Here is a 22,704-nt window from a genome sequence, read left to right as displayed (position 1 = left end):
GGGCGCCGCCGCGAAAAGAACGACTCGCTAGCTAGCCCGTTACAACCATCCCGAGCGCTTGAAGCTCGCATACAGCCCCGCACATCCCGCCCCGATCACGCCCAGCACCGCAAAGTACCCGTAGTGCCAGCCCAGCTCCGGCATGTTCTGGAAGTTCATTCCATAGATCCCGGCAATGGCCGTGGGGAAAGCGAGTATCGCCGCCCAGGCAGCGAACTTGCGCTGCACGATGCTCTGGCGTGACGACTCCAGCAGCATGCCGATCTCGATGGTCTGGCTGGCGATGTCGCGTATGCCGACAAGGTCTTCCATCTGCCGCGTGACGTGGATCTGCACGTCGCGAAAGTACGGGCGCATGTTCTTGTCGATGAAGGGAAAGCTCAGGCGCTGCAGCTCTTCGCCGATCTCCACCATCGGCGCCACGTAGCGGCGCAGACGCAGGATGTCGCGACGCAAGCTGTGCAGGCGGCGGATGTCCTGCTCCTGCAGCGAGCCGCTGAGCACGCTTTGCTCCAGCTCCTCGATCTCACCATGGATCGCCTCGCTGACGGGCTGGTAGTTTTCGGTGACGAAGTCGAGCAGGGCGTAGAGCACGAAGTCCTCGCCGTGCTCGAGCAGCAGCGGCCGCGCTTCACAGCGCTGACGTACCAGGGCGTAGGATTTCGAATGGCCGTTGCGGCAGGTGATGATGTAGCCGTTGCCCGCAAAGATGTGGGTCTCGATGAATTCCAGCTTGCCCTCATGGCGCACCGGCGAATAGGTGACGATGAACAGCGCGTCGCCGAAGGTTTCGAGCTTGGGGCGGCTGTGCTTCTCCAGCGCGTCCTCGATAGCCAGTTCGTGCAGGCCGAACTGGCGCTGCAGGTTGGCCAGCTCCTGGGCGTTGGGCTCCTCCAGGCCTATCCAGACGAAGTGCCCAGGCTTGCGTGCCCATTCACTGCCTTCGTCGAGGCTGATGTTGGTGACCTTTCTCCCGGCGCTGTACACCGCCGCTGCGACGACTCGACCCATGGTTGCCTGCTTCTTCGGTTGGACACCCCGACAGCTTGGGCCGTGCTGCGGCGTAGAGCAAGCTGGCGGCTCAGGCCTGCGGCAACTCCCGCTCCATACGATCGATGCACTGCTGCATCTGCAGGCGGCATTGCTCCATCAGCGCCGGCACGTCCTGCTGCCCCAGGCCATGGGTGGCGATCGGTGGCAAGGAGCGGACGATCACCGTGCGCTGTCGCCAACTGTTGAGGCTCAGGCGCTTTGCGTAGCGGCTGACGCATACCGGCACGATCGGTACGCCGGCCTCGACTGCCATGTGGAACGCGCCTTTCTTGAACGCCAGCAGGTGTTCAGTCGGGTTGCGTGTGCCTTCGGGGAAGATCCAGATCGAGGTGTCGTCGCGCAGGATCCGCGTGGTCAGTCGCATCGCCTTGCGCGCCTGGTAGGCATTCTTGCGGTCCACCAGTACGTTGCCGCCGAGCCAGAACAATTGGCCGAACAACGGAATCCAGCCCAGGCTCTTCTTGCCGATGGCGACCGTACGCCGTGGAACCACCTGGCCGAGGATGAACAGGTCGTAGTTGGATTGATGATTGGCGACGATCACGCAGCCGGGCGGCTGGTCCCACAAGGGGCCGACTTCAGCCTTGACCCGGATGAGCATGAGCCAGGCTGCTGGCACGCTGTAGAGGCGGGCGAACAGGCGGCTGTTGTCGGGGTTGAAGGGGCGGCACAGGCCGATGACCAGGCCGACGGCGCCGACCAGCAGGAAGTGCAGCGCCAGAAGGAGCATGCGAAGCATATAGAGCATGATACGGCTCACACCAGACAGTCGCGGCGCAGTGTACGACCGTGCACTGGTCAGGGCAAACCGGCGAACAGAGCCCGGTCGCGTCCTGGCTTGCTGGAGCGGCACGCGGCGACTCCAGCAAGCCTGGTTTCAGCCCATGTGGCCCTTGTCGGCCTCGATCGCCTTGTCGAGCGTCTCCAGCAGCGCCTTGCGCACTTTGCGCTTGGTGTTCTTGTGCGCCAGCATGTTCAGTTTCTTCAGTTCCCGCGCCGCGCTCAGCGCCGTTTCCTGGAGTTGCTCGGCCGGTACTACCTTGTCGAGGAACCCGGCCACCACTGCCCCGTGCGGGTCGAAGACCTCGGCATTGTTCACCGAGCGCTGGAAGGTCGAGCGGGTCAGGCGGTCGCGAGCCAGCTCGATCCCGGCATGGTGCATGGTCATGCCGATCTGGACCTCGTTCAGGCAGATCTTGTACGGACCTTCGACACCGATACGGTAGTCGGCCGACAGCAGCAGGAACGCGCCCTTGGCCACGGCATTGCCGGGGCAGGCGACGATCACCGGGAAGGGGTGCGAGAGCAGGCGGCGGGCCAGGGTGGAGCCGGCGGTGACCAGGTCGATCGCCTCTTTGGGGCCGGCGGTCATCACCTTGAGATCGTAGCCGCCGGAAAGAATGCCTGGCTGGCCGGTGATGATCACCACGGCACGTTCTTCCTCGGCGCGGTCCAGTGCTGCGTTGAAGGCGGTGATGACGTCCGGCGAGATCGCGTTGACCTTGCCGTTGTTCAGGGTCAGGGTGGCGATGCCGTCTTCGGCGTGGTAGGTAATCAGCTCGCTCATGACAGAGTCCTTTGGGTGGCGTGGCGATGACGTTACCCAGCAGCGCAGGCCAGGTAAAGCGCCAAGGCTGACTGGCCGGTCAGCCTTGGCCAGCTACCCCGTGTGGCGTCGGGGCAGGTGTCCGGAATGCGGAAAAAGCGCAGGCCAGATTGGCAGCATCGCCCTGGCTGGCCAGGCTTTTCCGGGGCGAGGCTTAAGCGCATGAAAATTCTGAAAAAAATGCTTGCCAAAGGAAAGGTCTTCTACTAAATTAGCGCGCCTCGACAGGCTGAATGGCTTGAAGAGATCCGGTGAAGTGTCCGAGTGGTCGAAGGAGCACGCCTGGAAAGTGTGTATACGAGAAATCGTATCAAGGGTTCAAATCCCTTCTTCACCGCCACATTATCAAGAAGCCTCCATGTCTCGCGACTGGAGGCTTTTTGCTTTGATACGCTGAGCGTATCTTCGGTGAGCGCGGGCAGTCTTAAATGCTGTTCGGCCATTTGATAATCCATAAAGTGCATAGGATGTCGCGCGTATGGTGTTGAAAAAACCGTTCAATATCTGTGTATTTTCTTCGGGAGGGGGAGGCAATTTTCAGTCCCTTCTCGATCACCAGCCAAGTATTGGTTACAGCATTACCCAGCTGATTTGCGACAGAGAATGTGGCGCGGTGGAGCGGGCGAACAGGCATGCTGTGCCAGTAGCGGTTGTCACTCGGGGGGAAGACGATCAGGACAGTTTCTTCGAGCGAATTGAAAGACACATTCCTCAAGATTCGGACTTGCTGGTCCTTGCTGGATTCATGCCGATTCTCCCAAAAGCCTTCTGTAGTAGATGGAGCGGGATGATCATCAATACCCACCCCTCGCTACTGCCAAAATATGGCGGCAAGGGGATGTACGGTGTTCGTGTTCAGGAAGCCGTACTGGCCAACTCCGAGACGCGGGCCGGATGTACCGTCCACTTTGTTACCGAAGTGATCGATGGCGGTGCCATCATTTTGCAGTCAAGCATTGAGGTGCGTCCCCACGAGTCCGCCTGGGATCTGGGAGGGCGTGTTTTTCTCGAAGAGAACAAACTGCTTCCCCAGGCCATCAAAAAGCTTATGGATACAATGCCGGTGAAGTAACTACAGGTGCCCGCCACGTCTCGTCGTAAAGGGGCACCCAGCTACTCGGCAGGCGTCAGAAACTTATCGAAGCCGACAGTCTTGCCGTGCGCGGCGCGCCCTGGAACAGATAGTTGTCGCCCAGGTAATCCCCCACATCGCGCCAGTAGCGCTTGTCGAAAATGTTGTCCACCGTCAGGCGCAGCACGGTGTCATAGTCACCGATGCGGGTACGGTAGCGGCTGCCGATATCGAATACCGTGTAGCCGCCGACCTCGACGTTGCCTGCCTGGCTCGCGTACTTGCTGGCGCTGTAGCGTGCACCGCCGAGCAGTGCCAGGCCCGGCACCGGAAGGTTGTATTCGGCTTGCAGCGCCGCGCGCAGGCGAGGCACGTTGATCGCCTGGTGGCCCTCGTAGGCGTCGGTGCCGCTGTTCTTCACCCGGGCACGGATCGCGGCGGCGCTGGCGTGCAACTGCAGGTTGGATGTCACCCAGCCGCTGGCGCCGAGCTCCAGGCCGGTGTTCTTCTGCTGGCCTTGCTGCACATAGATTGGGTCCGTACCGTCCTGCGGGCGGGCGTACTGGTAGGCCTGGCGGATCTGGAACAGCGCTGCGCTCAGGCTCATGCCTTTCCAATCGCGCTTGATGCCCACTTCCAGTTGGCGCGACAGGGTCGGGGCGAGGATCTCGGCAGCGTTGCTGGCGAACCAAGGCGCGGTGCCGCCCGCCGACAGGCCTTTGGACCAGCTGGCGTACAGCGTGGTGTCCGCTTGCGGTTTGTAGATCAGGGCGGCGTTGGGCAGCAACTGGTACTGGCGGGTATGGCGGCCAGCAGCACCGGTTTCGTCCCAGGTCTTTTCGTCCAGGCGCACTTCGCGCGCGCCGAGTACGGTCTGCCATTGCTCGTTGAAGCTGATGCGGTCGCTGACGAACAGGCCGTACTGGCGGCTGTCCAGGCGGCGTTCGCTATGTCCGATCGGTTTTTCGGACGGATCCAGAGCGGGCGCGCCGGTGTAGATGTTTCCGCTGCCGAGCCACTCGTTGTAATACGGACGCTGATCAAGGGTCCGACGCTGGGCGCTGCTGCCGACAGTCAGTTCATGCTGCAGGCCCAAGGCTTGGAAACGGCCTTCGAGGGTGGCCTGGAGTTCGTCGGTGCGCCGGGTGTCGTCGGGGCTGCGGAAGTCGTAGATGCCGTAGTCGCCGTTGCCGGAGAAGAACGCGTCGTCGCCGGAGCCCCAGGCGAACGCACTGTAGTCGTCAATCACCACCTTGCTGCGCGAAGCGCTGAGCGTGCCGGTCCAGGCTTCGTTGAAGCGGTACTCGAAGCGCCCGCCCAGGTTCAGCGAGTCGTTCGTCACAGGCTTGGCCCAATGCTGGTAGGCCAGGCGGTCGTCCGGGTCGATGCCGTGGGGCACCTGCGTGCCGCCCAGCAATTGGTAGCCGGGCACCGAACGCTGTTCGCGGTGCTGATACTCGGCATCGAGTTGCAGGGTGGCGTCGGGGTTGATCTGCCAGTCGAATGCCAGCGAGGCGAAGTCGCGCTTGCCGTCGGCATGGTCGACGTAGGAACGGATGTCTTCATGGGCGAGGTTGGCGCGCAGGCCGAACTGTTTCTCGCTGCCGAACCAGCCGCCGAGGTCGGTGGCCAGGTAGCGTTCGCCCTGCTGGTTGGTCGAGACGGTGACACTGCGCACATCCTCGGCGCGCTTGGTCACATAGTTGACCAGCCCGCCGGGCTCGGACACGCCGCTCTGCAGGCCCGACAAACCCTTGAGCAATTCGACCTGTTGTTTGTTCTCCAGCGCCACGTTCTGCTCGCCGGCGATGGTCTGGCCATTGATCCGGTAGCTGCTGGCGGCATTCAGTTCGAAGCCGCGCACGTTGAAGTTCTCGTAGTAGCCGATCGGCGCGTAGCTTTCGCCGACCGAGGCATCGCTTTGCAGCACCTCGCTGAGCAGGCGTACCTGGCGATCATCGAGCAGTTGGCGACTGAACACGCTGACCGAGGCCGGGGTGTCGAGCAGCGGTGCGGCATGCCAGCCGCCGACCTGGGCTTCACGTGGTTGATAGCCGTCATCGCCGCTGCGTTCGGTGACCTGCAAGGGGGCGAGGGTCACGCGTTCATCGGCCAGAGCCTGACCGGCATGCAGCGCAAGGCCCAGGCCAAGCAGGCCAAAGGGCAGGCGGGGGCGAAGCGGGGTCATGCAAGGCTCCTTGGAAGGCGGACGCGCCGGTTGCTCCGGCGGCAGTCGGTGGGGCGGTTGGCAAAGGGGGCGCAATGGTAGCAGGGGTGTCAGGGGCTGTGCGGTGTTCTTTTCGCGGGCAAGCCCGCTCCCACGGGTATCACACTGCTCTTGGGTTCAGTGGGGTGCCCGCGAAAAGAACACCTCGATCATGCAGACGAACTCGACCCCGATGGTTTTACCTGGCGCCCGAGCGCTGACGCTGGCGCCAGGTGTCGTCGATCTTCGACCAGGTCTTGCCATCGGTAATAGCCAGCAGCTTGCGGCCATCCTTGAACGTGGCGAGAAAGGTGGCTTCCTCCTCTTTGCCGCCAAGCCACAATCCGGCGAGCATGCCGACCGGCCCGGCCACCAGGGCGCCGGCTACACCCCAGCCGAGGGTGGCGCCCAGGTTGCGGTTCGATTCCAGGCTGGCGAGCCGGAGGTCCTTGATACGGGCCAGAGAGATACGCTCACCGGCCTGGCTGCGTGGGGTCTTGAGTGTGAGCGATCCGTTGCGATACTCGCCTTCACCTTGCAAGAAATCGCCGGATTGCACCGTGAGTCTTGTCATTGTGTCGTCCTGTCAGTGGAGGGGCTGTGACCAGCACCTACTGAGCGCCGCGCCCCTCGGCAAGTCAACGAGCAGGCGACGGAGGGTCGTGCGACCGGTTGTCGCGAGGCCAGACGCCATTAACGAACGGCGGTCTTGAATCATCAGCAGGACGTCGCTTTTTCATAATAAAACTTCCCGGCCTTGAATAATAAACCGGTCAGTCATTATCTGGAGTATGGGTACTCCTCAATACACCTGATGCATAACAGTTTGCGCAAATAACAGCGGCACACGGCTTATTTCTCCGTTCGGAAGATTGGCGTCAAAAAACACTGGACAGAAAGTTTCTAAATGTGTCAGTTTTTTTGCGCCTCACAAGGGCGAGTGACAGGATGCTCTCGCCGAAAGTTTGAGCGTTCCTGTCGAACATCAACTTTTCCGCAAACAAGGAAGTGTCTGCATGTCGAAAGTCAAAGCAAATGCTGTTGTTTCTGCTGCCTCGGTGTTGCAACCGAACGGGCCGAGTTCGGCCTTCGGGCTGATCAACAGCTTCGCCCACCAGTACGATCGCGGTGGTGCGAACATCAATGGCAAACCTTCGTTCACCGTCGATCAGGCCGCCACCCAGCTGCTGCGCGACGGGGCGTCCTGGAAGGACCTGAACAAGGACGGCACCATCAGCCTCACCTACACCTTCCTGACCAAAGCGCCGGCGGACTTCGTCAGCCGTGGCCTGGGCAGCTTCAGCCAGTTCAACAACCAGCAGAAAGCCCAGGCCAAGCTGGCCATGGAGTCGTGGGCCGACGTGGCCAAGCTGAGCTTCACCGAGGCAGCTTCGGGCGGCGACGGTCACATGACCTTCGGCAACTTCAGCGCCAGCAACGGTGGCGCGGCGTTCGCCTACCTGCCGTTCGACGGGTGGGGTTCGCACAAAGGTGAGTCGTGGTACCTGATCAATAGCGGTTATCAGGTGAACATCAATCCCGACACTGGCAACTACGGTCGCCAGACCCTGACCCACGAGATCGGCCACGTGCTCGGCCTGTCCCACCCCGGTGACTACAACGCCGGCGAGGGCAACCCGAGCTACCGTGACGCTTCGTATGCACAGGACACCCGCGGCTACAGCGTCATGAGCTACTGGAGCGAAAGCAACACCGCGCAGAACTTCGTCAAGGGCGGCGGGCAGTACTACGCGTCGGCCCCGCTGATGGACGACATCGCGGCGATCCAGAAACTCTACGGCGCCAACTACGCCACGCGTTCGGGCGATACCGTGTACGGCTTCAACTCCACGGCCGATCGCGACTTCTACTCGGCCACCTCGGCTTCGTCGAAGGTGGTGTTCAGCGTATGGGATGGCGGCGGCAACGATACTCTGGACTTCTCCGGGTTCACCCAGAACCAGAAGATCAACCTCAACGAGGCTTCGTTCTCCGATGTTGGCGGCATGATCGGGAACGTCTCGATCGCCAAGGGCGTGACCGTGGAGAACGCCATCGGCGGTTCGGGCAACGACCTGTTGATCGGCAACGCGGTGGCCAACGTGCTCAAGGGTGGCGCCGGCAACGACATCATCTACGGCGGTGGCGGGGCTGACACCCTCTGGGGGGGAAGCGGTGCGGACACCTTCGTCTATGGGGCCATCAGCGATTCGACAGCCAAGGCGCCGGACCGGATCATGGATTTTGTCAGCGGTCAGGACAAGATTGATCTGTCAGCCATCTCGGCGTTTTCCCAGGGCAAGCTACCGCTAGAGTTCGTCAGTGCTTTCACCGGACATGCCGGCGAGGCCGTTCTCAGCTACGACCAGGCGACCAACCTGGGCAGCCTGTCCATCGACTTCACCGGCAATAGTCTGGCTGACTTCCTGGTGACCACCGTAGGTCAGGCCGTCGCCACGGATATCGTGGTCTGACGGGCCGGGAGCGGCTCGCGTAGCGCTGCGCGTGTCGCTCCCAGCCACATGGACCACGCGAGGTGGATGGATGCGAGCAATCAAACGAATGATCGCGCTGGGCGCGATTCCCTTGATGTCTATGACCGAGGTAGGTATGGCGAGCAGCCTGCTACTCCCCAACGCCGCGCAACTGGCCGGGCGCTGGGAGCTTTATCCACAGCAGCAGCAGGCCAGTGCCTGCACCCTGCGCCTGTCGGCCAGCGAGGGCGCGCTTGACGGCGACCTGGCCTGCGCCGAGCGCTTGCTCGGGGTTCGTCCGGGCAGTTGGCTGGTGACACCCGACACCCTGGCACTGGTGGGCGGCGACGGCAGCACGGTGGTGCATTTCAGCCGACAGGGCGCCGGTCGCTACACCTGGACTTCAGCCGCCGGCAGTGCAGTGGTGCTGGAGCGTGTGGACAACTAACTACCCGGCCAAGTTATAACGGCAGTAAGGGCGAAACATGAAACTTCCGAGCAACAGGCCCGGCGCACTTTTGTGGGCGGCACTTGGCGAATTCAAATCGACGTTGATCAGCGTCGGTTGTTTTACTGCGCTGATCAACATTCTCATGCTCGTGCCGTCGATTTATATGCTGCAAGTGTACGACCGTGTACTGACTTCGCAGAATGAAACCACCTTGTGGATGTTGACCCTGATGGTGGTGGGTTTCTTCGTATATATGGGCGTGCTGGAAGCGGTGCGCAGTTTCATTGTGATTCGCGTCGGCCATCGACTGGAACAGCGCTTCAACCTGAACATCTATCGCGCCGCGTTCGAACGTAACTTGCGCCAGGGTGATGGCGCCGCTGGCCAGGCCTTGAACGACATGACCCAGGTGCGCCAGTTCATCACCGGCCCTGCGTTGTTCGCCTTCTTCGATGCCCCCTGGTTTCCGGTGTACCTGGCGGTGATTTTCCTGTTCAACGTCTGGCTGGGTGTGCTCGCCAGTGTTGGAGCCTTGCTGTTGGTGCTGCTGGCCGTGCTCAACGAGCGCCTGACCCAGCGCCCGCTGGCCGAAGCGAGCAGCCTGCAGCAGCAGTCGAGCAGCCTGGCCGGCAGCCAACTGCTCAACGCCGAAAGCATCCAGGCCATGGGCATGCTCGGCGCGCTACGCCAGCGCTGGTTCGCCTTGCACGGACGCTTTCTCGAGTTGCAGAACCGGGCCAGCGACACGTCGGCAGTGATCACTGCCACCAGCAAGTCCCTGCGCCTGTGTTTGCAGTCGCTGGTGCTGGGCCTGGGTGCGCTGCTGGTGATCGAGGGCCAGATGACGCCGGGCATGATGATCGCCGGCTCCATTCTCATGGGCCGGGTGCTGGCGCCGATCGACCAGCTCATTGCGGTGTGGAAGCAGTGGAGCGGTGCCCACTTGGCCTACAAGCGCCTGGAAACCTTGCTGCAGGAGCATCCTGAACCACCAGTGCCAATGTCGCTGCCAGCGCCTGACGGTCAGTTGTCCATCGAGCAGGTCAGCGGCGGGCCACCGGGGCGCAGGGTCGCCACGGTGCAGCAGGTCAGTTTCGCCCTGGCGCCCGGTGAGGTGCTGGGGGTGCTGGGGGCTTCGGGCTCCGGCAAGTCGACCCTGGCCAGGTTGCTGGTGGGTGTCTGGCAACCGCTGGCGGGCCATGTGCGCCTGGATGGCGCCGAGCTTTCCCAGTGGGACCGCGATGCGCTCGGTCCGCATATCGGCTATCTGCCGCAAAGTATCGAGCTGCTGCGTGGCAGCATTGCCGAGAATATCGCCCGATTCGGCGAGCTCGACGGCCATAAGGTGGTGGAGGCTGCGCGTCTGGCGGGGGTGCATGAATTGATCCTGCGCTTGCCGCAGGGGTATGACACGCGCCTGGGCGAGGGCGGTGGCGACCTGTCTGGCGGCCAGAAGCAACGCATTGCCCTGGCGCGCGCACTCTATGGCAGCCCGTGTCTGATCGTGCTCGACGAACCCAACTCCAACCTCGACAGCCTTGGCGAGGCGGCGTTGGCCAATGCCATCGTCCAGTTGAAGGCTCTGGGGCGCACGGTGGTGCTGGTGACCCATCGCAGCGCGGCGCTGGCCCAGGCTGACAAGCTGCTGGTGATGAACGACGGGCGCGTGCAGGCGTTTGGCCCTGCGCGGGATATTCTCCAGGCGCTGGGCCAGGGCACCGCACAGCGGCCGCTGCAAGCCGGAGGTGGTGCATGAGCCGCGTGACGAGCGATGCACGCTTCTACGTGCGCCTTGGCTGGCTGCTGACCCTGCTGGGGTTTGGCGGATTCATGGCCTGGGCCAGCCTCGCGCCGCTGGATCAGGGCGTGGCGGTGCAGGGCACCGTGGTGGTGTCGGGCAAGCGCAAGGCAGTGCAGTCGATGGCTGCCGGGGTGGTCAGCCGGATTCTGGTCAGCGAAGGGCAGGTGGTGCGCCAGGGTGAGCCGCTGTTCCGCCTCGATCGTACCCAGGTACAAGCAGATGTCGAGGCGCTGCAGGCCCAGTACCGCATGACCCAGGCCAGCCTTGCGCGTTGGCGCGGTGAACGGGACAACGCGGGGCAGGTGCAGTTTCCTGCCGAGCTGATGGATGAGTCCGATGCGCAACTCGGCCTGGTTGTTGAAGGTCAGCGCCAGCTGTTCGATAGCCGTCGCCAGGCTCTGGCCCGTGAACAGGGCGCGGTGGCGGCCAGCATCGAAGGCTCCCAGGCCCAACTGGCCGGCATGCGCCGGGCGCGGGGCGACCTGCAGGCCCAGGCTGACTCCCTGCGCGAGCAGTTGGACAATCTGCGCCCGCTGGCCGGTGAGGGCTACATCCCGCGCAATCGGGTGCTCGAATACCAGCGGCAGTTGTCCCAGGTGCAACGTGACCTGGCGCAGAACGCGGGCGACAGCGCGCGCCTGGAGCAAGGCATCGTCGAGGCCCGGCTCAACCTGCAGCAGCGCCGCGAGGAATACCAGAAAGAGGTGCGCACCCAACTGGCCGAGGCTCAGGTCAAGGCCGCGACGCTGGAGCAGCAGCTCAACTCGGCACGCTTCGAGTTGCGTCACAGCGAGATCCTCGCACCCGCCGACGGCATCGCTGTCAACCTGGGCGTACACACCGAGGGTGCAGTGGTGCGGGCAGGCGACACGTTGCTGGAGATCGTGCCGCAAGGCACAGCGCTGGAGGTGGAGGGGCGCTTGCCGGTGAACCTGGTGGACAAGGTCGCGCCGCAGTTGCCGGTCGATATCCTGTTCACGGCCTTCAACCAGAACAGCACGCCACGGGTCACCGGCGAGGTGGCGCTGATATCGGCCGACCAGTTGCTCGACGAGCGCAGCGGCCAGCCGTACTACGTGCTGCGCAGCACCGTCAGCGAAGAGGCGCTGGCGCGTTTGCAGGGCTTGTCGATCCGTCCGGGCATGCCCGCCGAACTGTTCGTGCGCACTGGCGAGCGATCGCTGCTCAACTACCTGTTCAAGCCCCTGCTCGACCGTGCAGGCAGCGCCTTGACCGAACAATAAGGACGTTGCGATGAAATCATCTGCAACCGGTCTGCTGGCGGCCTGCGTGCTGCTGCCGACACTGGCCCAGGCCGGCATGGGGCCGTTTCAGGTCTACGAACAGGCCTTGCGCCGCGATCCAACCTACCTCGCCGCCTTCAAGGCCCGCGAGGCAGGCCAGGAGTACCGCGCCATCGGCCGTGCAGGCCTGCTGCCCAATCTTTCCTACAGCTACAACAAGGGTCGCAACGATTCGAAAGCCAGCTACCTCGGTGATTCGCGTCGTTCGAGCGAAGACAGGCGCTATGACAGCTATGGCTCGACTTTCATCCTCCAGCAACCGCTGTTCGACTATGAAGCCTATGCCGCCTACCGCAAGGGGGTGGCCCAGGCGCTGTTTGCCGACGAGAGCTTCCGCGACCAGAGCCAACAGTTGCTGGTGCGGGTGATGACCAGCTACACCCAGGCCCTGTATGCCCGGGATCAGATCGCCATCAGCGTGGCCAGCAAGCAGGCCTACCGCCAGCAATTCCAGCAGAACCAGCGCCTGTTCCAGGCCGGTGAGGGGACGCGCACTGACATCCTCGAGGCCCAGGCACGTTTCGAGCTGGCTGATGCCGAGGAAATCCAGGCACGTAACGACGAGGATGCCGCATTGCGCGAACTCGGTGCGCTGATCGGCGAGCCGGCTGTGCGCATCGATGAGCTGGCGCCGCTGCGCAGTGGCTTCGCCTTCCCGCAGGTTACGCCGACCAGCTATGAGGCCTGGCAATCGCTGGCGCTGGCCAGCAACCCGCAACTCGGCTCGCAGCGTCATGCGCTGGAAGTGGCGCGCTACGAAGTCGAGCGTAATCGCGCCGGGCACCTGCCCAAGGTCAGCGCCTTCGCCACTTCGCGGCGCCAGGAGTCGGACAGTGGTAACACCTACAATCAGCGCTACGACACCAACACCGTCGGTATCGAGATCAGCGTGCCGCTGTTTGCCGGTGGTGGCGTCAGCGCTTCGACGCGCCAGGCCAGCCGGCATCTGGAGCAGGCCGAGTACGAACTGGATGGCAATACCCGCAACACGCTTATCGAGCTGCGCAAGCAATACAACGCCTGCGAGTCCGGCGCCAGTCGCTTGCGTGCCTATGAGCGGGCGCTGCAGGCGGCCGAGGCGCTGGTGGTGTCGACGCGCAAGAGCGTGCAGGGCGGCGAGCGGGTGAGTCTGGATGTGCTCAATGCCGAACAGCAACTGGCGACCACCCGGCGTGACCTGGCGCGGGCGCGCTACGACTACCTGCTGGCCTGGATCAAGCTGCATTACCAGGCAGGGACCTTGAGCGAAGCGCAGTTGGCGCGGGTGGACGAAGCCTTCGTGGCGGCTGGCCGATAGGGGCGGCAGTGGGCCGCTCCCTGTCGCAATGGCTCAGGCGGCGAAACCGCCATCGGCCAGCAGGCTGGCGCCGGTGATGTAGCCAGCCTCAGGCCCTGCCAAGTAGGCGACGAAGCTGGCGATTTCATCGGCATGCCCGTAGCGTCCGATCGCCATCAACGGGATCAGGCTGTCGGCGAACTCGCCGCTGGCCGGGTTCATGTCGGTGTCCACCGGGCCAGGCTGCACATTGTTGACGGTGATGCCCTGAGGGCCGAGGTCACGGGCCATGCCGCGGGTCAGGCCGACCAGCGCGGACTTGCTCATGGCGTAGGGCGCGCCGCCTGCGAACGGCATGCGTTCGGCGTTGGTGCTGCCGATGTTGATGATCCGGCCACCCTGGCCCATGTGTCGGGCCGCGGCCTGGCTCGCCACGAACACGCTGCGCACGTTGATCGCCAGCATGCGGTCGAAGTCGCCGAGGTCGAATTCGGTCACTGGCGCCACGGCCAATACGCCGGCGTTGTTGACCAGGATGTCGAGGCGGCCGAAGGCTTTGACGGTGTCGTGCACCGCTTGCTGTACCGCGCTGGCGTCAGCGCTGTCGGCGCGCAGGGCCAGGGCGCGGCCACCCTCGGCGTTGATGGCGTCAGCCAGGGCCTGCGCGGGGGCAGCAGAGCTGACATAGGTAAAGGCGACCTGTGCGCCTTCGCGGGCCAGGCGCCGGACGATGGCGGCGCCGATGCCGCGGGAACCACCCTGGACCAGGGCGACTTTGCCTTCGAGGTTCGATACGTGGGACATGCTGCTCTCCTGAAGCGAGCAAGGCGGTGTGCCTTGGATGGGTCAGTATCGACGGGTGATTACCTGCTGATAAGATCGCAATCACTATCATCAGAGTGAACTTCTGGTTGGGAATCGCTTATGGAATCCTTCAGCAGCCTCGAGTGCTTCATCACCAGTGCCGAGGTCGGCAGCTTCGCCGAGGCCGCCCGGCGTTTGTCCATCACACCTGCGGCGGTGGGCAAGAACGTCGCCCAGTTGGAATCTCGCCTGGGTGTGCGCCTGTTCCAGCGTAGTACGCGCAAACTGACCCTGACCGAGGCCGGGCAACGCTTTCTAGGTGAGGTGAGCGAGAGTTTTCGCAGCATCCAGTACGCTGTGGCCAACCTGGCCAGTAGCGAAGGTCAACCGGCCGGGGTGCTGCGGGTCAGCATGGGCATCGTGTTCGGGCGTTTGTACGTGCTGCCGTTGCTGGGAGAGTTCCTGCGCCGATACCCGGCGATCACCCCGGACTGGCATTTCGACAACCGCCAGGTCGACCTCATCGGCCAAGGGTTCGATGCGGCGATTGGCGGCGGCTTCGACCTGCCGCCGGGAGTCGTTGCGCGCAAGCTGGCGCCTGCACACCGGGTCTTGGTAGCGGCGCCTGAGTACCTGCAGCGGCACGCGCCGATCCAGATGCCGGAACAACTACCCCAGCACGACGGCATCCTGATTCGTTCCCCGCAGACCGGGCGAGTGCGCTCCTGGCCGCTGACCAGCCGCAACCAGGAGCAGCGCCCGCTGCACCTGCGCCAGGCGATGACCATGAGCGACTCGGATGCAGCCTGTGCTGCGGCGGAGCAAGGGCTGGGCATTGCCTTGGTGAGCATGCCGTTCGCTGTGCCGTACTTCGCCAGCAAACGCCTGTGCCGGGTGTTGCCGGACTGGTATGTGGACGATGGCAGCGTCAGCGTCTACTACGCCGAGCGCAAGCTGCTGCCGGGCAAGACGCGCGCGTTCATCGACTATCTGTTGGCGTGTTTCGAGGCGCAGGGGTTGGCGAAGCAGTTCGATGCGATGGCAGGCGCCTGAATCCTGCCGTCAGTCGACTTCGACTACGAACTGCACCTGCGCCACCCCGGCGAGCACCAGGCTTACTTCGTCATCGAGTTTCTTGCCGATCAACTGCTTGCCCAGCGGCGAGCGCGGGGTGATCACGGTCACCCGTCCAGGGCCTTCGCCGATTTTCAGCCCGGCGCCCTCGGGGCCGAGAAACAGCAACTGCTGGCGACCTTGCTCATCTTCAAGCGTTACCCGGTTGCTCAGCTGGATGCCGCGCGCCGGATCGTAGTCGCGCAGCAGCAATTGCTGGTAGCTCAGCAGCGCCTGGCGGATTTCGGCGGTACGGCGCGCCTGGCCGGTGGCGAGGTAGGAGGCCTCGAGCCCCAGGGTGTCGTACTTGTTCTCGGCGATGTTCTCTTCGGCGGTGGCGGTTTCGTAGGCGGTCTGGGCGGCGCGGCGCAGCACCTCCATGTCGTGCTCGAGGGTGTCGATGATGCGCGCGAGCAGGGTTGGTTTGTCCATGGTCAGCGGCAGAACTCCAGCACGTTGGCCTGGCTCTTGTCGGTCGGTGCATTGCGGTTCTGCTGCAGCCAGAACTGGCATTTGGGGTTGTTCAGGTTGCGCGGGTTGGCCTCGATGGCCTGTTGGGCTTGCTGCGTGTTCAGGATCTCCTTGTAGCGCTCGAACATCGCCTGCTGCGCGTCGGCCGGTTGCGGCGGGGCAACTGGGGCGGGGGCGCTGCGTGCCGGAGCCACTGCCTGGGCCAGTGGCTCGACCTGCTGTGGCCACAGCTGCCAAGCCAGCCACAGGCTTAAAGCGATGGCGACGGCGCCGAGCCACAGGCCGAAGGCCACGCAGACAATCAACTGCAAAGGGTTCAGGGTGATCTTCAGTTCGCGGCGACGGGGCATCGTGGCCTCCTGGCAGGGGTCGATCGAGGGGGCCATTGTCGCATGGCTGTGCGATTTGTTTTATTGCCAGTGCGGGTAGCGCTTTTGTCTGTGCCGGTTTATCCGCACAATCCATGGTTTTCTGCGCTGCGAGGGGAGTGGTCGTGAAAGCCACCTGGGACATTTTCTGCACGGTCGTCGACAACTATGGCGATATTGGCGTCACCTGGCGCCTGGCGCGTCAGCTCGCCGATGAGCATGCGTTGACCGTGCGCCTTTGGGTGGACGACCTGCACGCGTTTGCACGCCTGTGCCCGGAGGCTGATCCACAGGCCGCGCGGCAATATCAGCAAGGCGTCGAGGTATGCCATTGGCCGGCCGATTGGCCCGCATGCGAAACCGCCGAGGTGGTGATCGGTGCCTTCGGTTGCCGACTGCCGGCGGCCTATGTCGAAGCCCTGGCCGAGCGCTCGACACCAGCGTTGTGGCTGAACCTCGAATACCTGAGCGCCGAAGACTGGGTCGAGGGTTGTCATGGGCTGCCGTCGCCACAACCCAATGGCCTGCGCAAAGTGTTTTTCTTCCCGGGCTTCACCGCCAATACCGGCGGCTTGCTGCGTGAAGGCGAACTGCTGGGCAAGCGTGCTGCGTTCGAGCAGGATGCTGTCGCGCGCAAGGCATTCCTTGCCGGCCTCGGCGTGAAACCTGCGCCCGAGGCGCGACTGATGTCGTTGTTCGCCTACGAGAACGCGCAGTTGGGCCATTGGCTGGAAGCCCTGGCGACAGACGATCAGCCCACCCACCTGCTGGTCCCCGAAGGTCGAATCCTGTCCGACCTGCATGCGTGGCTGGGTGAACGACTGGCCGTGGGCGAGGTGCGCCAGCGCGGGGCGCTGACCTTGCAGGTGCTGCCATTCGTCAGCCAGGACGACTACGACCGTATCCTCTGGTGTTGCGACTTCAATGCCGTGCGCGGTGAGGACTCCTTCGTGCGTGCGCAATGGGCCGGGCGCCCTCTGCTGTGGCACATCTACGTGCAAGAAGAGAACGCTCACTGGGAAAAGCTCGAGGCTTTTCTCAAGATCTATCGACAGGGGCTGTCGGACGATGCCGCAGATGCACTGGTGGCGTTGTGGCGTGCCTGGAACATGGATCGTGACATGGGCGAGGCCTGGCGCGGGGTGCTGAAACACTGGCCGCAACTGCAGACGCACGCCCGGCAATGGTGCCTGGAACAGGCCACTCGGCCGGACCTTGCCACAGCGCTGGTACAGTTTTACCGAAATTGGATATGATATGCGGCCTCGATTTTTATAAATCCATCCAGATTCGGATACTTCGTAATGAAAACTGGTAAAGAGCTGAAACCCGGTACCGTACTGCGGATCGACAACGACCCGTGGCTGGTCCAGAAAGCGGAATTCACCAAGTCGGGCCGTAACAGCGCGATCATGAAGACCAAGCTGAAGAACCTGCTGACCGGCTACAAGACCGAAACCGTCTACTTCGCCGATGACAAGCTGGACGACGTGATCCTGGATCGCAAAGAAGCGACCCTGTCGTTCATCAACGGTGATGAATACACCTTCATGGACACCACCGACTACACCATGTACGAACTGAACGCCGAAGACATCGACGCCGTTCTGCCGTACATCGAAGAAGGCATGGAAGATGTCTGCGAAGCCGTCTTCTTCGAAGGCCGTCTGGTATCGGTAGAACTGCCGACCACCATCAGCCGCAAAGTCGTCTACACCGAGAACGCTGCTCGTGGCGACACTTCCGGCAAGGTCATGAAACCTGCCAAGCTGGCCAACGGTACTGAAATCCAGGTCGCCGATTTCATCGAAATCGACGAGTGGATCGATATCGATACCCGCGACAACAGCTTCAAGGGCCGTACCAAGAAGTAATCCTTCTGGCGACCCACAAAAAACCCGGCCTTGGCCGGGTTTTTTTGTGTCTGGCGTTACTCAGACCGTCACGTGCAGGCGCACATCGACATTGCCGCGGGTGGCGTTGGAATATGGGCAGACTTTGTGCGCCTTCTCCACCAGGCCTTCGGCATCTGCCTGGGCCAGGCCCGGCAGGTTGATGTGCAGATCGATGTCCAGGCCGAAACCACCGGGGATCTGGCCGATACCGACCTTGGCGGTGATCGAGGCGTCGGCAGGCAGGGCTTTCTTCTCCTGACCGGCGACGAACTTCAGTGCGCCGATGAAGCAGGCCGAGTAGCCGGCAGCGAACATCTGCTCGGGGTTGGTGCCTTCACCGCCAGCGCCGCCCAGTTCTTTAGGGGTGCTCAGCTTGACTTCGAGCTTGCCGTCGCTGGAGCGGGATTTGCCGTCGCGACCACCAGTGGAGGTTGCTTCTGCGATGTACAGGGGAGTGACCTTTTGCATCTTGAGCCTCGCTTGTGTGCTGTGCGCCTTGGCGCTGGGTGGGTATGGGTTTAAATTAGCGCGCAATCATTTAGTGCGCAAGATAAATTTTCGACCATTCGTCCGACAGGCTTTCACAGCATAGTCCTCAGAGGCTTTTTTGCAGGCTGTTGCGCAGGTCGAGCAGTTCGGCCTGCAGCTTCTGCAAGCGTTCCACCGTGCGCCCGGAGGCTTCCAGGATGCAGTGCGGCACCTTGCTGGCCTCGTCGCGCAAATCACGGCCCTTGTCGGTCAGTTGCACCAGCACCACGCGCTCATCCTCGCGGCTGCGGGTGCGCTTGAGCAGGCCTTCGCTTTCCAGGCGCTTGAGCAGCGGGGTGAGCGAACCGGGGTCGGTCAACAGGCGCTGGCTGATTTCGCCTACGGTCAGGCCGTCCTGCTCCCACAGCACGAGCATGGCCAGGTATTGCGGGTAGGTGAGGCCCAGGGCCTGCAACAAGGGTTTGTAGACCTTGGTCATCAGCAACGAGGTGGAGTGCAGGGCGAAGCACACCTGATTGTCCAGCAGCAGCTCGTCGCAGGGGGCTTTGATGTCGGCGTTCATGCAGGTCCTTGAATGAGTTCAGTTAAGAATCTAGCACGCTGATCGTTAGCGCGCTCATCAACCACGCAGTCCACTGCGTAGCGCCAGGTCCCAGGGAGGGACAGGACTGAAGCGGCTCTTGAGGAATTCGAGCAGCAAGCGGCTGCGAGAGTTCGTTTCATGTTCGAGTCGTAGTGCATAGATACCGGTGGTTTCCGGTTCGGGCAGGCCGTTTTCGCAGAACAGCGGCAGCAGTTCACCGCGCAGCAGGTATTCGCTGACCAGCCAGGTGGGCAGATGGGCGATGCCGAGGCCGGCGAGGGCGCCGAACAGCAGGGTTTCGGCATTGTTGGCGGTCATGCGCAGGCGTGCCGGGCGGTACAGGCGCACCTGGCCGTCGACGGCGAAGCGCCAGGCGAACGGTGGTGCCAGGCCATCCCAGTCCAGGCCGTCGTGCTGCGGCAGTTCGCTGGGACAGGTGGGCACGCCTCTGGCGGCCAGGTACGCGGGGCTGGCGCAGGCGATGCGCACCATGTAGGCCAACGGAGTGGCGACCAGACGTGTGTCGGCCAGAGTGCCTGCGCGCAGCACCAGGTCGACCTCGCCCAGGTGGCTGCCGTGCATGTCGACGAAACTGTCGATCAGGCGCAGTTGCACATCGAGCCCGGGGTAAGCCACCAGGAAGTCGGCGATCGCTGGCGCCAGGTGGCGGCGGCCGAAGGCTGCAGGGGCATCCATGCGGATCAGGCCTTCCGGGGCATTGCTCAGGGATACCGCTTCGGCCCGTGCCAGGCGCAGTTCCTCGATGATGCGCCGGGCGCGCTCGGCGAAGGCATTGCCTGCCGGAGTCGGGCGCACGGCATGGGTGCTGCGCACGAACAGGCGGCTGCCCACGGCGTTTTCCAGGTTGTCGATGCGTCGGGCGACTGCCGAAGGCGTCAAGGGGTGACGGCGCGCGGCCGCCGAGAAGCTGCCGGTTTCGAGTACATCGAGAAACAGACTCAGTTGTTCGGTGAGGATATCTGGACTCATGACCCTTCCCATGCTTGTGCGTAAAACGCAAAGCCATTGTGCGCTGCTGTGCGTTTCCCTGCCAGCCTCCACTGGGTAGCATGCCTGGATTGAGAATGCAGTCGAATGAGGCACTGATGATCGAGTGGTTGATGTACATCGTTTTGGGCGCGGCGCTGGGCACCATGGGCGGCCTGTTCGGGATCGGCGGTGGGTTGATTGCGATTCCTGCACTGGGAGTGCTGTTCGGTCTCGACCAGCAGCTGGCCCAGGGTACGGCGTTGGTGATGGTGGTGCCCAACGTGCTGCTGGCGCTGTGGCGCTATCATCAGCGCAACCGCATCGAGCTGCGCCATGCCGTGCCGCTTTCGCTGTGCAGCTTTATCTTTGCCTGGCTGGGCTCGATCTGGGCGGTAGGGCTCGATGCACACTCCATGCGCCTGGGCTTCGTCGCGTTCCTGGTGGCGCTAGCGGTGTGGAACGTGGCGCGCATGTTCATGAAAGCCAGCCCGCCGAGCAGCCAGCTGCGTTATCCCTGGCCGTGGCTGGGTGTGCTGGGCTGCTTCGCCGGTAGCATGGGCGGGCTGTTCGGCGTTGGCGGCGCGGTAGTGGCCACGCCGATCCTGACCAGCGTATTCGGCACCACCCAGGTGGTGGCTCAGGGCCTGTCGCTGGCGCTTGCGGCGCCGAGCACCATGGTGACGCTGCTCACCTATGGCGTTCATGGCAGCGTTGACTGGCATGTCGGTATTCCGCTGGCGATAGGCGGTTTGCTCAGCATCAGCTGGGGCGTGAAGCTGGCTCATGCGCTGCCTGAGAAAGTGCTGCGTACGCTGTTCTGCGTGTTTCTGATCGTCTGTGCGGTGATGCTGGGCCTGGAGCTCTGACAACCTTTACCTGAAGCCGTCGATCACGTAGTCGGCCATGCAGTCGGTGATCGGCGAATGGCTTTGCGCATTGCGCACCAGCATCACATTGGCCATCGGCAACTGCGGCAGACCCTGGTCTTCGCCGAGAATGCACAGCGAGTCGCCGATCAGGCTCTGCAACTGGGCCGTAACCGCCAAACCCGCGCCGACGATGGCAAAGATCGCAGCCAGGCTCGGACTTGTGTAGGCGATGCGGTAATCGATCCCCTGATGTTCGAGGGCGTTGCAGGCCCAGGAGCGGCAGAAACAGTCGGTGTTGAACATCGCCAGGGGTATCGGGCGCTGTTCGTGGGGGCAGAAACCCTTGGCGGCGGCCCATACCAGGCGTTCCTGGCGCAGCAGTTGGCCCACCTCGGCACCTGGCTCGCGGGTGATGATCGTCAGGTCAAGGTCCTGGCGCAGCATCAATTGCTTCGATGGCTCGCAATGCACCTCCACCTGGATCAGTGGATAGCTGCTGGCGAAGCTGGTGAGTATCGCCGGCAGAAAGCGCATGGCGTAGTCGTCCGGTGTACCGATGCGCACTACGCCGACCATGTGTGGCATGCGCAAGGTGTTGAACACCTCGCCGTGCAGCTTGAGGATGCGCCGGGCATAACCGAGCAGCACCTGGCCCTCGGCGGTCAGGCGCACCTGGCGTCCGTCGCGCTCGAACAACTGGCGCTGGAGGATGTCTTCCTCCAGGCGTTTCATCTGCATGCTCACGGCCGACTGGGTTCGGTTGACGACCTCCCCGGCACGGGTGAAACCACCTTGTTCGGCGATGGCAACGAAGGTGCGCAAGACGTCGGCGTCGAGGCTCTGGTAGGTGGACATTGCATCAATCCTCCAGATGCAAGACATAAGAAACATTCGTTGGATTGATCCTAAGCTCGGCGCGAGACTGAAGCCACTCACACGGAGGGCTTCACGATGAAAGGTCATGTCGGTTTTACCCACACTTCCTTCTCCTTGGGCCAACTGCTTGCACAGGCGCTTGAGCGACTGTTGCGCTGGCAGCAGCTGTACCGCCAGCGTCGGCAATTGGCCAGCCTCAGCGACGATGCGCTGCACGATCTGGGGTTGAGTCGGGCAGATACCCTGCAGGAGGTGGAGCGTCCGTTCTGGGACGATCCATTGCGCAAGTGAAGGCGTCGCTGCGGGGCATCGCCGCCCCGCTGCGTTACAGGCTGTAGTAGTAGCCGCGGCTGCGCAGGGCGACGATGCGTGGACGGCCATCGGCGTGGGGGCCGATCTTCTTGCGCAGGTTGCTGACGTGCATGTCCAGGCTGCGGTCATAGAGCGTCAGTTTGCGGCCCAGGCCGATCTGCGCCAGTTCCTGCTTGTCCAATGGCTCGCCGGGTTGGCGCAGCAGGGCTTCGAGGATGCGGCTCTCGGAGAGTGTCAGGCTCATCTCGCGCTGATCGATGCTGACTACCCCGCGCACGGGGCTGAAGGCCAGGTCGCCGATCTCGATCTGGGTGCTGGGCGCCGCCGGATGACTGCGGCGCAGCACGGCACGCAAGCGAGCGGTCAGCTCACGCGGGTCGCAAGGTTTGGCCAGGTAATCGTCGGCACCCAGCTCCAGGCCCAGGATACGGTCCAGGGGTTCGCCACGGGCCGACAGCATCAATACCGGCAGTTCGGCGTGGTCGCTGCGCAGTTGCTTGAGCAGCTCCAGGCCGCTGCCATCGGGCAGCATCACATCCAGCACCACCGCCGCCGGGGCGTGGGCGGCCAAGGCCTGGCGCGCGCTCTCGCCGTCGTGGCAGGCGCGGACCGCAAAGCCCTCCTGAGTCAGCCAGCTACCGAGCAGCTCGCACAACTCCTGGTCATCATCAATCAGTAACAGCTCGCTCAT

At 63.2% G+C, this 22,704-nt stretch carries 24 protein-coding genes and 1 tRNA gene; 12 read left to right on the top strand and 13 right to left on the bottom strand.

What is annotated here, in order from left to right; translation table 11 throughout:
* Positions 1–39 precede the first annotated feature (39 nt).
* From APH44_RS06995 to APH44_RS06985, 3 genes are all read right to left on the bottom strand, one after another.
* Complete coding sequence (locus APH44_RS06995; RefSeq protein ID WP_054891973.1) at positions 40–1,011, bottom strand: magnesium and cobalt transport protein CorA; 972 nt, start codon at positions 1,009–1,011, stop codon at positions 40–42.
* Positions 1,012–1,081: 70 nt separating this feature from the next.
* Complete coding sequence (locus tag APH44_RS06990; RefSeq protein ID WP_054891972.1) at positions 1,082–1,801, bottom strand: 1-acyl-sn-glycerol-3-phosphate acyltransferase; 720 nt, start codon at positions 1,799–1,801, stop codon at positions 1,082–1,084.
* 129 nt (positions 1,802–1,930) lie between these two features.
* On the bottom strand, positions 1,931–2,620 hold the full coding sequence (locus tag APH44_RS06985; protein WP_054891971.1) for a crotonase/enoyl-CoA hydratase family protein: 690 nt from the start codon (positions 2,618–2,620) through the stop codon (positions 1,931–1,933).
* A 289-nt stretch (positions 2,621–2,909) separates the two neighbouring features.
* Between APH44_RS06985 and APH44_RS06980 the strand changes: the two genes are divergently transcribed.
* Together APH44_RS06980 and APH44_RS06975 are read left to right on the top strand one after the other, a co-directional pair.
* Positions 2,910–2,999: transfer RNA gene (locus tag APH44_RS06980), tRNA-Ser, on the top strand.
* A 138-nt stretch (positions 3,000–3,137) separates the two neighbouring features.
* A complete protein-coding gene (locus tag APH44_RS06975) occupies positions 3,138–3,731 on the top strand; it encodes a phosphoribosylglycinamide formyltransferase (protein ID WP_054891970.1) in 594 nt (197 codons plus the stop codon).
* Between the two features lie 55 nt (positions 3,732–3,786).
* Here the strand turns inward: APH44_RS06975 and APH44_RS06970 are convergent, their stop codons facing one another.
* Positions 3,787–5,919 carry a TonB-dependent siderophore receptor gene (locus APH44_RS06970; RefSeq protein WP_054891969.1) on the bottom strand — a complete coding sequence of 711 codons (2,133 nt, stop codon included), beginning with the start codon at positions 5,917–5,919 and terminating at the stop codon, positions 3,787–3,789.
* A 217-nt stretch (positions 5,920–6,136) separates the two neighbouring features.
* Entirely contained in the window at positions 6,137–6,511 is a 375-nt protein-coding gene (locus tag APH44_RS06965) for a hypothetical protein (protein WP_054891968.1), read from the bottom strand.
* Positions 6,512–6,953: 442 nt separating this feature from the next.
* Here APH44_RS06965 and APH44_RS06960 point away from each other — a divergent pair, with 442 nt between their 5' ends.
* The 5 genes from APH44_RS06960 to APH44_RS06940 all read left to right on the top strand — a co-directional run bounded on the left by APH44_RS06960 (position 6,954) and on the right by APH44_RS06940 (position 13,264).
* Positions 6,954–8,411 carry a serralysin family metalloprotease gene (locus tag APH44_RS06960; RefSeq protein WP_054891967.1) on the top strand — a complete coding sequence of 486 codons (1,458 nt, stop codon included), beginning with the start codon at positions 6,954–6,956 and terminating at the stop codon, positions 8,409–8,411.
* 70 nt (positions 8,412–8,481) lie between these two features.
* Positions 8,482–8,859 carry an AprI/Inh family metalloprotease inhibitor gene (locus APH44_RS06955; RefSeq protein WP_054891966.1) on the top strand — a complete coding sequence of 126 codons (378 nt, stop codon included), beginning with the start codon at positions 8,482–8,484 and terminating at the stop codon, positions 8,857–8,859.
* A 37-nt stretch (positions 8,860–8,896) separates the two neighbouring features.
* Complete coding sequence (locus APH44_RS06950) at positions 8,897–10,618, top strand: type I secretion system permease/ATPase (RefSeq protein WP_054891965.1); 1,722 nt, start codon at positions 8,897–8,899, stop codon at positions 10,616–10,618.
* Positions 10,615–11,907, top strand: coding sequence for an HlyD family type I secretion periplasmic adaptor subunit (locus tag APH44_RS06945; protein WP_054891964.1), 1,293 nt, complete (start codon positions 10,615–10,617; stop codon positions 11,905–11,907). The genes APH44_RS06950 and APH44_RS06945 overlap by 4 nt, the downstream gene beginning before the upstream one ends.
* A 10-nt stretch (positions 11,908–11,917) precedes the next feature.
* The gene (locus tag APH44_RS06940; protein ID WP_054891963.1) at positions 11,918–13,264 is read left to right on the top strand and encodes a TolC family outer membrane protein; all 1,347 of its coding nucleotides are present in this window, start codon (positions 11,918–11,920) and stop codon (positions 13,262–13,264) included.
* Positions 13,265–13,297: 33 nt separating this feature from the next.
* Here APH44_RS06940 and APH44_RS06935 read toward each other — a convergent pair whose 3' ends face one another.
* A complete protein-coding gene (locus tag APH44_RS06935) occupies positions 13,298–14,047 on the bottom strand; it encodes a 3-oxoacyl-ACP reductase family protein (RefSeq protein ID WP_054891962.1) in 750 nt (249 codons plus the stop codon).
* Between the two features lie 120 nt (positions 14,048–14,167).
* On the opposite strand from APH44_RS06935, the gene APH44_RS06930 reads away from it, so the two are divergent.
* Positions 14,168–15,100, top strand: a complete 933-nt coding sequence (locus tag APH44_RS06930; RefSeq protein WP_054891961.1) for a LysR family transcriptional regulator — start codon at positions 14,168–14,170, stop codon at positions 15,098–15,100.
* Between the two features lie 9 nt (positions 15,101–15,109).
* Here APH44_RS06930 and APH44_RS06925 read toward each other — a convergent pair whose 3' ends face one another.
* A complete protein-coding gene (locus APH44_RS06925) occupies positions 15,110–15,592 on the bottom strand; it encodes a GreA/GreB family elongation factor (RefSeq protein WP_054891960.1) in 483 nt (160 codons plus the stop codon).
* A 2-nt stretch (positions 15,593–15,594) separates the two neighbouring features.
* Positions 15,595–15,981, bottom strand: a complete 387-nt coding sequence (locus APH44_RS06920) for a hypothetical protein (RefSeq protein WP_054891959.1) — start codon at positions 15,979–15,981, stop codon at positions 15,595–15,597.
* Between the two features lie 143 nt (positions 15,982–16,124).
* Between APH44_RS06920 and earP the strand changes: the two genes are divergently transcribed.
* The gene (gene earP / locus APH44_RS06915; RefSeq protein WP_054891958.1) at positions 16,125–17,255 is read left to right on the top strand and encodes an elongation factor P maturation arginine rhamnosyltransferase EarP; all 1,131 of its coding nucleotides are present in this window, start codon (positions 16,125–16,127) and stop codon (positions 17,253–17,255) included.
* Positions 17,256–17,303: 48 nt separating this feature from the next.
* Positions 17,304–17,873: an elongation factor P gene (gene efp, locus APH44_RS06910; protein WP_054891957.1), complete on the top strand. Its 570-nt coding sequence runs from the start codon at positions 17,304–17,306 to the stop codon at positions 17,871–17,873.
* A 60-nt stretch (positions 17,874–17,933) separates the two neighbouring features.
* Here efp and APH44_RS06905 read toward each other — a convergent pair whose 3' ends face one another.
* From APH44_RS06905 to APH44_RS06895, 3 genes are all read right to left on the bottom strand, one after another.
* A complete protein-coding gene (locus APH44_RS06905; protein ID WP_011532840.1) occupies positions 17,934–18,362 on the bottom strand; it encodes an organic hydroperoxide resistance protein in 429 nt (142 codons plus the stop codon).
* Positions 18,363–18,489: 127 nt separating this feature from the next.
* Positions 18,490–18,945 (bottom strand): MarR family winged helix-turn-helix transcriptional regulator, encoded by a 456-nt coding sequence (locus APH44_RS06900; protein ID WP_054891956.1) that lies wholly within the window; start codon positions 18,943–18,945, stop codon positions 18,490–18,492.
* 57 nt (positions 18,946–19,002) lie between these two features.
* On the bottom strand, positions 19,003–19,956 hold the full coding sequence (locus tag APH44_RS06895; protein WP_054891955.1) for a LysR family transcriptional regulator: 954 nt from the start codon (positions 19,954–19,956) through the stop codon (positions 19,003–19,005).
* Positions 19,957–20,072: 116 nt separating this feature from the next.
* Here APH44_RS06895 and APH44_RS06890 point away from each other — a divergent pair, with 116 nt between their 5' ends.
* Positions 20,073–20,822, top strand: a complete 750-nt coding sequence (locus tag APH44_RS06890; RefSeq protein ID WP_054891998.1) for a sulfite exporter TauE/SafE family protein — start codon at positions 20,073–20,075, stop codon at positions 20,820–20,822.
* 6 nt (positions 20,823–20,828) lie between these two features.
* On the opposite strand, the gene APH44_RS06885 is transcribed toward APH44_RS06890, so the two are convergent.
* Positions 20,829–21,680 (bottom strand): LysR substrate-binding domain-containing protein, encoded by an 852-nt coding sequence (locus tag APH44_RS06885; protein WP_054891954.1) that lies wholly within the window; start codon positions 21,678–21,680, stop codon positions 20,829–20,831.
* Between the two features lie 96 nt (positions 21,681–21,776).
* Here APH44_RS06885 and APH44_RS06880 point away from each other — a divergent pair, with 96 nt between their 5' ends.
* Positions 21,777–21,992 carry a DUF1127 domain-containing protein gene (locus tag APH44_RS06880; RefSeq protein ID WP_054891953.1) on the top strand — a complete coding sequence of 72 codons (216 nt, stop codon included), beginning with the start codon at positions 21,777–21,779 and terminating at the stop codon, positions 21,990–21,992.
* A gap of 34 nt (positions 21,993–22,026) precedes the next feature.
* Here APH44_RS06880 and APH44_RS06875 read toward each other — a convergent pair whose 3' ends face one another.
* Positions 22,027–22,704, bottom strand: a complete 678-nt coding sequence (locus tag APH44_RS06875; protein WP_054891952.1) for a response regulator transcription factor — start codon at positions 22,702–22,704, stop codon at positions 22,027–22,029.

This window comes from Pseudomonas sp. NBRC 111143 (assembly GCF_001320965.1).
GTDB lineage: Bacteria > Pseudomonadota > Gammaproteobacteria > Pseudomonadales > Pseudomonadaceae > Aquipseudomonas > Aquipseudomonas machongensis.
This window is presented reverse-complemented; position numbering and strand designations above follow the sequence as displayed.

Coding starts and splice junctions, on each gene's coding strand:
- APH44_RS06995 (WP_054891973.1), bottom strand. CDS start 1,011: ATGGGTCGAGTCGTCGCAGCGGCGGTGTACAGCGCCGGGAGAAAGGTC.
- APH44_RS06990 (WP_054891972.1), bottom strand. CDS start 1,801: ATGCTCTATATGCTTCGCATGCTCCTTCTGGCGCTGCACTTCCTGCTG.
- APH44_RS06985 (WP_054891971.1), bottom strand. CDS start 2,620: ATGAGCGAGCTGATTACCTACCACGCCGAAGACGGCATCGCCACCCTG.
- APH44_RS06975 (WP_054891970.1), top strand. CDS start 3,138: ATGGTGTTGAAAAAACCGTTCAATATCTGTGTATTTTCTTCGGGAGGG.
- APH44_RS06970 (WP_054891969.1), bottom strand. CDS start 5,919: ATGACCCCGCTTCGCCCCCGCCTGCCCTTTGGCCTGCTTGGCCTGGGC.
- APH44_RS06965 (WP_054891968.1), bottom strand. CDS start 6,511: ATGACAAGACTCACGGTGCAATCCGGCGATTTCTTGCAAGGTGAAGGC.
- APH44_RS06960 (WP_054891967.1), top strand. CDS start 6,954: ATGTCGAAAGTCAAAGCAAATGCTGTTGTTTCTGCTGCCTCGGTGTTG.
- APH44_RS06955 (WP_054891966.1), top strand. CDS start 8,482: ATGCGAGCAATCAAACGAATGATCGCGCTGGGCGCGATTCCCTTGATG.
- APH44_RS06950 (WP_054891965.1), top strand. CDS start 8,897: ATGAAACTTCCGAGCAACAGGCCCGGCGCACTTTTGTGGGCGGCACTT.
- APH44_RS06945 (WP_054891964.1), top strand. CDS start 10,615: ATGAGCCGCGTGACGAGCGATGCACGCTTCTACGTGCGCCTTGGCTGG.
- APH44_RS06940 (WP_054891963.1), top strand. CDS start 11,918: ATGAAATCATCTGCAACCGGTCTGCTGGCGGCCTGCGTGCTGCTGCCG.
- APH44_RS06935 (WP_054891962.1), bottom strand. CDS start 14,047: ATGTCCCACGTATCGAACCTCGAAGGCAAAGTCGCCCTGGTCCAGGGT.
- APH44_RS06930 (WP_054891961.1), top strand. CDS start 14,168: ATGGAATCCTTCAGCAGCCTCGAGTGCTTCATCACCAGTGCCGAGGTC.
- APH44_RS06925 (WP_054891960.1), bottom strand. CDS start 15,592: ATGGACAAACCAACCCTGCTCGCGCGCATCATCGACACCCTCGAGCAC.
- APH44_RS06920 (WP_054891959.1), bottom strand. CDS start 15,981: ATGCCCCGTCGCCGCGAACTGAAGATCACCCTGAACCCTTTGCAGTTG.
- efp (WP_054891957.1), top strand. CDS start 17,304: ATGAAAACTGGTAAAGAGCTGAAACCCGGTACCGTACTGCGGATCGAC.
- APH44_RS06905 (WP_011532840.1), bottom strand. CDS start 18,362: ATGCAAAAGGTCACTCCCCTGTACATCGCAGAAGCAACCTCCACTGGT.
- APH44_RS06900 (WP_054891956.1), bottom strand. CDS start 18,945: ATGAACGCCGACATCAAAGCCCCCTGCGACGAGCTGCTGCTGGACAAT.
- APH44_RS06895 (WP_054891955.1), bottom strand. CDS start 19,956: ATGAGTCCAGATATCCTCACCGAACAACTGAGTCTGTTTCTCGATGTA.
- APH44_RS06890 (WP_054891998.1), top strand. CDS start 20,073: ATGATCGAGTGGTTGATGTACATCGTTTTGGGCGCGGCGCTGGGCACC.
- APH44_RS06885 (WP_054891954.1), bottom strand. CDS start 21,680: ATGTCCACCTACCAGAGCCTCGACGCCGACGTCTTGCGCACCTTCGTT.
- APH44_RS06880 (WP_054891953.1), top strand. CDS start 21,777: ATGAAAGGTCATGTCGGTTTTACCCACACTTCCTTCTCCTTGGGCCAA.
- APH44_RS06875 (WP_054891952.1), bottom strand. CDS start 22,704: ATGAGCGAGCTGTTACTGATTGATGATGACCAGGAGTTGTGCGAGCTG.